Below are 6495 nucleotides of genomic sequence, written 5' to 3'. Positions count from 1 at the left end.
AAATTACATTTATTTATTTAACATCTTCCCAATCAAGTCTTTAAAATTAATCAAAATAACTGAGTATTATCATGCTTTTACCTTTTATAAATATAACATTTAAGGATAGCTGGAAAAGTGTTAACTTTAAGCATTGAAACGACAAAATTGGAAATGAGCGAAACTAAATTATTTAACGATTTTGAAAAAAGTTCTGCCATAGATTGGAAGAATCAAATCATAAAGGAATTAAAGGACAAGCCTTTTGAAAACCTGATAAGCAAAACGCCTGAAGGAATTTCGATTAAGCCTTTTTACCATAAAGATACTGCTGAGCATTCAGAAATGAATATCCAAAACCCAATACAAAAGATGAATGAGGCTTTACCTCCTCGCTATTGGGCAAACCAAGCCAAAGTGGTTGTGGATAGTGAAAAAGGAGCTAACCAATCTGCTTTGGAAGCTTTAAACGGTGGTGCTGAAGGAATCATTTTTGTAATTGATAAAGCAGATATAAATCTGGAGACACTATTAAATGATATTCAGCCTGAATACTGCATGATTTCATTTGAATCCAGCGAACCTTTCTATTCTTTAATATCCCAATATTTAAATTTCATTAGTGCCCACGGTATTGATAGTCATAAAATAAGCGGCTTTTATCATTGTGATATAATTGAATGTAGGGATGCAGGCATTATTGGGATAAATGATCATGATTTTGAAAGTATAGCTGAATTAATCCGACATGCAGATGATTATCCTGATTTCAAACCTTTATGTATCAGTAGCAATCTATTTCATAATTCAGGTGCCAATATCACCCATGAATCAGCTTTATTGCTTTCAAAAGCTGTTGAGTTTTTTGATAAATTAACAGATTTAAAACTGGAGCTTAACCAAATTCTGAAATCCACGGTTTTTTCAGTTGCAGTAGGAAGCCATTTCTTTTTTGAAATTGCTAAGCTAAAAGCACTAAAATTCAATCTGTTGAAAATTGCAGAAGCTTACGACAGCAAGACTAATCCAGACGATCTATTTATTCATTGCAATACAAGCATCAGAACTAAATCAGCCCTTGATTTCAATGTAAACCTATTGCGTAATACCAATGAAGCCATGGCTGCTGTTTTAGGTGGATGCAATAGTTTATGGGTACAGCCACATGATGAAGCTGCTGGTAAGCTAACAAGTAAAACCTTTCAAAGAATTGCTTTAAATGTTTCCAATATACTAAAAGAGGAATCTCATTTAGATAAAGTAGTTGACCCCACCAAAGGTAGCTACTATATTGAAAATACAATTAATGAGATCTCAACTTCCGCATGGAGGATATTTACGGAATTCGAAGAAGATGGCTCTTATAATCATCATTACGAAAACGGAAATGTTCATCAAATAATCGATACCGATGCCGGCAAAGCCGAACAAAATTTATGGGCTAGAAAAGAATTAATGATAGGCGCCAATACTTATCAATTGATAGGTGAAAAAATCAGTGCTTACTTGGATACAGAAGAAAGTGGAAAAAGCTTAGAATCTAAAAGATTGACCGCCACTATTGAGCATATGCGATATAGAGTGGAGAAATTGGTAGAGGAAAAAGGCGAAGAAGCCAGACCACTGGCTCAAATCATTTTATTAGGAACTGATCCTGTCAGCAAAGCTAAATCAGATTTTGCTTACAGCTTTTTAGGAATAGCTGGAATTGGTATCTCCTCTGAAGAATTTACAGATAAGTTAGAGGAGAATATTAAACTAGATAAGAATGCAGCCATAACTGTTTTATGTTATGCCGAAACTCCTGAAAATTTAGAAAAGTACATTGCTAAACATAAAGGAATTCTATTGATAGCCGGACAAGAACCGAATGAAGCGGAATTGCAAAAAGCTGGCTTATATGGGTGTATCAACAGAAAAGTGGATACCAAAAGATTTTTAGACCGATTATTAAAAGACTTAGGAATAGAATTACTATGAAATGAGCATAAATTTTATCCATCTTAGTTTATTAAGTTATGATGGATAAAATTTGTAGCGAATTCCATCCCGATGAATACGGGACAAGTTTTGACCTTTGAAATAAACTAATACACATGAAACCTGATTTTTCAAAAATAAAGAATATAAATTTAGATAAAACCGAAAGTAAAGCACATTCAAGATCAGAGTGGAAAACAGCTGAAAGCATTGTAGTTCCTCCTGTAATTGACGCTTCCTCTATTGAAGGCGCTGAACATATTGGGTTTATTGCAGGAAAAGCTCCTTATTTAAGAGGTCCATACAGCACCATGTATGTGCAAAGACCTTGGACTATTCGCCAATATGCAGGTTTTTCCACGGCTGAGGAGTCCAATGCATTTTACAGAAAGAATTTGGCAGCAGGTCAAAAAGGGCTTTCAGTTGCTTTTGATTTAGCCACACATAGAGGCTATGATTCAGACCATCCAAGAGTTGAAGGAGATGTTGGGAAAGCAGGTGTAGCTATTGATAGCATTTTAGACATGAAAGTGCTATTCGACCAAATTCCACTGGATAAAATGTCTGTTTCTATGACTATGAATGGCGCTGTAATTCCTATCATGGCATTTTATATAGTAGCAGCAGAAGAACAAGGAGTGAAACCTGAACAATTATCAGGCACCATTCAAAATGATATTTTGAAGGAGTTTATGGTGAGGAATACTTATATCTACCCTCCTGCCCCATCTGTCCGCATTATCTCTGATATTTTCGAATACACTAGTAAAAACATGCCAAAATTTAATTCCATTAGTATCAGTGGTTATCACATGCATGAAGCAGGTGCCACAGCAGATTTGGAATTAGCTTATACCTTGGCAGATGGATTGGAATACATTAGAGCTGGATTAAAATCAGGCTTGACCATTGATAAGTTTGCTCCTCGCCTATCCTTTTTCTGGGCAATCGGAATGAATCATTTTATGGAAATTGCTAAAATGAGAGCCGGAAGATTGCTTTGGGCTAAGATTGTCAAACAATTCAACCCAGAAAACCCAAAATCTTTAGCATTAAGAACACATAGCCAAACTTCGGGCTATAGCTTAACTGAGCAAGACCCTTATAACAATGTGGCCAGAACTTATATTGAAGCAAAAGCAGCAGTCCTTGGACATACGCAATCTTTACATACTAACGCATTGGATGAAGCCATTGCCCTACCAACAGATTTCTCGGCTCGAATAGCACGAAACACACAATTATTCCTACAGAATGAAACACAAATCACCAAGACTGTGGATCCTTGGGGAGGTTCTTATTATGTAGAGTTTTTGACAGACCAGCTAGTAAAAAAAGCTTGGAAATTGATTGAGGAAGTGGAAGAATTGGGCGGTATGACCAAAGCCATTGAATCAGGACTACCTAAAATGAGGATTGAAGAAGCTTCTGCCAGAAAACAAGCTGGAATCGATTCAGGAAGGGAAGTAATAGTCGGTATTAACCGGTATAGAACTGATGAAGAAAGTGATATCGAATTACGTGAGGTTGATAATACCGCAGTTCTAAAATCACAAGTTAAGCGACTTGAAAAGTTGAAAGCTGATAGAAATGATTCCGAAGTACAAACTGCCTTAGATAATTTATCAGAATGCGCTAAATCAGGAAAAGGTAATTTACTAGAATTTGCAGTGGAAGCTGCTCGGAAAAGAGCTACTTTAGGTGAAATCTCAGATGCTATGGAAAAATCATTTGGAAGACATAAAGCCACTATTCGCTCCATTCAGGGAGTTTATTCAGGCGAAGCAGGCAATAGCGATGACTTTAAAAAAGCACAAAAACTGACTAATGATTTTGCAGAATTGGAAGGCAGAAGACCTAGAATCCTCATTGCCAAAATGGGTCAGGATGGTCACGACAGAGGCGCCAAAGTAATTGCCACCAGTTTTGCGGATTTAGGATTTGATGTGGACATCGGACCACTATTCCAAACCCCTGAAGAATCTGCTATGCAGGCAGCGGAAAATGATGTCCATATTGTTGGCGCATCAAGTTTAGCTGCCGGACATAAAATGCTGATTCCGAAATTAATCAATGAATTAAAAAGGATTGGCAGAGAAGATATTATGGTAATTGCAGGTGGCGTAATTCCACCTAAAGATTATGATTTCTTATATGAAGCTGGGGTAAGTGCTGTATTTGGTCCTGGAACCAATATAGCTAAAGCAGCCACACAGATTTTGGAGAAATTGATGAGAGAGGATGAAGAGGTTGGTTAAATATCTTCAACAAACGATTACATTACAAGTTGATGATTTAGAATAACGCTATTTCTATGAAAACTAAAAAGATTACTAAAACTAAATATATGAAACACCTAAAACTAATATTTCCCACTATCGCTACAGCAATAATCATTGCATGTGGAGGTAGTACAGAGGAAAAGAAAACTGAAACAGCAGCAAAAAATCAAACTTCTGATTCAACTAAAATTGCTAGAGACAGTTTGCTTTCAACTTTAAACCTTCCTGAAGGATTTGAAATTTCTGTTTATGCGGAGGTTGAAAATGCTCGCTCAATGGCTTTATCTGAAAACGGGACTTTATTTGTTGGTAACAGAAGTGAAGATAAAGTGTATGCTGTTCAAGATACTGATGGAGATGGTACCGCTGATAAAAATTATATTTTAGCGGAAGGCTTAAATATGCCAAATGGAGTAGCTTTTAAAGATGGTGACTTATATGTGGCAGAAGTAAATCGAATCCTAAAATTTGCTGATATTGAAAATAATTTAGAGAACCCAGAGTATGAGGTAATTTTTGACCAATACCCAACCGATAAACACCATGGATGGAAATATATTGCTTTTGGCCCTGATGGAAAATTATATGTACCCGTTGGTGCACCTTGCAATATTTGCAATAATCCTGACAAACCAATTTATGCAAGTATCACTCGCATAAATCCTGATGGAACTGGCATCGAAGTCTATGCTCATGGTGTAAGAAATACTGTGGGCTTTACATGGCACCCAGAAACTCAGGATTTATTCTTCACTGATAACGGAAGAGATATGATGGGGGATAATATTCCTCCTTGTGAATTAAATGTAGCTACTGAAAAAGGGCAGCATTTTGGATATCCTTTTTGCCACGGTGGAACTATTCAAGACCCTGAATTTGGTGATAAGAGAGATTGTGAGGAATTTAAAAAGCCTTATAGAAACCTTGGTCCCCATGTGGCACCTTTAGGTATCAAATTCTATACTGCTGATTTATTCCCAGCAAAGTATAAAAACCAAATATTTATAGCTGAGCATGGAAGTTGGAATCGTTCGGAAAAGATTGGCTATAGAATACAAATGGTGAGCAATACAACTGATGGAGAGCCTTCTTATGACACATTTATTGATGGTTGGTTAAATCAGGACGAACAAGATGCTTGGGGAAGGCCAGTGGATGTTATTTTAAATGATAGAGGTGAAATGCTAATCTCTGATGATTTAGCTGGTTTGATTTACAAAGTGACTTTTAAAGGTTAAGATTTTTATTCTAAAAGAATTGAAAAAGGTTGAGTTTTGAATAGCTCAACCTTTTTTTGTGAATTCTAATGAGGTTTTTCGTTTAAAAAGGTTCTGTTTTTAAATTTTCAGCTTTTCGTTTCCAAATCTTCTTCTATATTCTTTTTTCTTGACAAAAAAGAATCAAAAAGTCAAGACAAAAAGATGCTTCCACGCTTCAATCCAGCACCCTCCTCGCCTTTTTGTCCTCCTTCCCGCTCACTTCGAGCAAACTTTATCAAGTTTACAAATCTAGAGATTTTTATAAATGACACACTATTCTTTCGGTGGTGTAATCATAATATGAGCTCTGTGCGTTCCAGGATCCATAATCCATGCTCCTCCAGGCACTAAAGGTCTGATTGGCAGGCCTGTAGATTCTGCTGTGGCAAATGGAATATAAACCACATATCTTAAATTGGCATTTTCAACTTTCCCGGTTTCAGGATTGTATTTTCCTTGTTTTCCTGATAAAACATGCAATGTAGTCGGATTTTCAGGCATTTTCAGTTTACCTGATTTTGCTTCTTCCTCTCTAATTTGAAAAATAGCATCCGGTCTTTTGCCTTCCGCTCTTAGTTCATCTCCTCTCTTCATAAATGGTTGCAAATCTTTGTGATAACAGGCAACGCTAAAACCTTCTTTATTGGGATCGTCAGCTATGCAGATTTGTTCATTTGTTCCTTCACGCAACAAAACCTTATTGCCATCTTCATCAAAACCATAAACAGTGGCTCCCTCCTGCTTTTCGGGTGGTGCGGCTTGAACAGCAGCTGCAATTTGTCCTTCCTTATCAGGAATTTGAGCTTGACATGACATTAGGCTAAAAATAAAAATCGGAATTAGAAAAAGTGGTTTCATATTGTTATCGTTGTTAGATTATGATTACAATTTAGTTATTTAGATTTTATTTTCTAAATCAATAATAATAGACAGTAATTTTACAGCTTTCAATACTTTCATCTTGGCACAGGGATAAGAAATAACTATTATTGTAT

At 36.3% G+C, this 6495-nt stretch carries 4 protein-coding genes; 3 read left to right on the top strand and 1 reads right to left on the bottom strand.

Going from position 1 to position 6495, the window contains the following annotated elements; all coding sequences use genetic code 11:
- Positions 1-153: 153 nt before the first annotated feature.
- The 3 genes from FTRAC_RS18965 to FTRAC_RS18955 all read left to right on the top strand — a co-directional run bounded on the left by FTRAC_RS18965 (position 154) and on the right by FTRAC_RS18955 (position 5479).
- The gene (locus tag FTRAC_RS18965) at positions 154-1959 is read left to right on the top strand and encodes a methylmalonyl-CoA mutase family protein (protein ID WP_013455908.1); all 1806 of its coding nucleotides are present in this window, start codon (positions 154-156) and stop codon (positions 1957-1959) included.
- A gap of 116 nt (positions 1960-2075) precedes the next feature.
- Positions 2076-4217 carry a methylmalonyl-CoA mutase gene (gene scpA / locus FTRAC_RS18960; protein WP_013455907.1) on the top strand — a complete coding sequence of 714 codons (2142 nt, stop codon included), beginning with the start codon at positions 2076-2078 and terminating at the stop codon, positions 4215-4217.
- Between the two features lie 89 nt (positions 4218-4306).
- Positions 4307-5479 carry a PQQ-dependent sugar dehydrogenase gene (locus FTRAC_RS18955; RefSeq protein ID WP_148230115.1) on the top strand — a complete coding sequence of 391 codons (1173 nt, stop codon included), beginning with the start codon at positions 4307-4309 and terminating at the stop codon, positions 5477-5479.
- Positions 5480-5773: 294 nt separating this feature from the next.
- Here the strand turns inward: FTRAC_RS18955 and FTRAC_RS18950 are convergent, their stop codons facing one another.
- Complete coding sequence (locus FTRAC_RS18950; protein ID WP_013455905.1) at positions 5774-6358, bottom strand: hypothetical protein; 585 nt, start codon at positions 6356-6358, stop codon at positions 5774-5776.
- Positions 6359-6495 lie beyond the last annotated feature (137 nt).

The organism is Marivirga tractuosa DSM 4126 (assembly GCF_000183425.1).
Taxonomy (GTDB): domain Bacteria; phylum Bacteroidota; class Bacteroidia; order Cytophagales; family Cyclobacteriaceae; genus Marivirga; species Marivirga tractuosa.
Note: the sequence above shows the minus strand (reverse complement) of the source record. Positions and strands in the feature narration are given on the sequence as shown.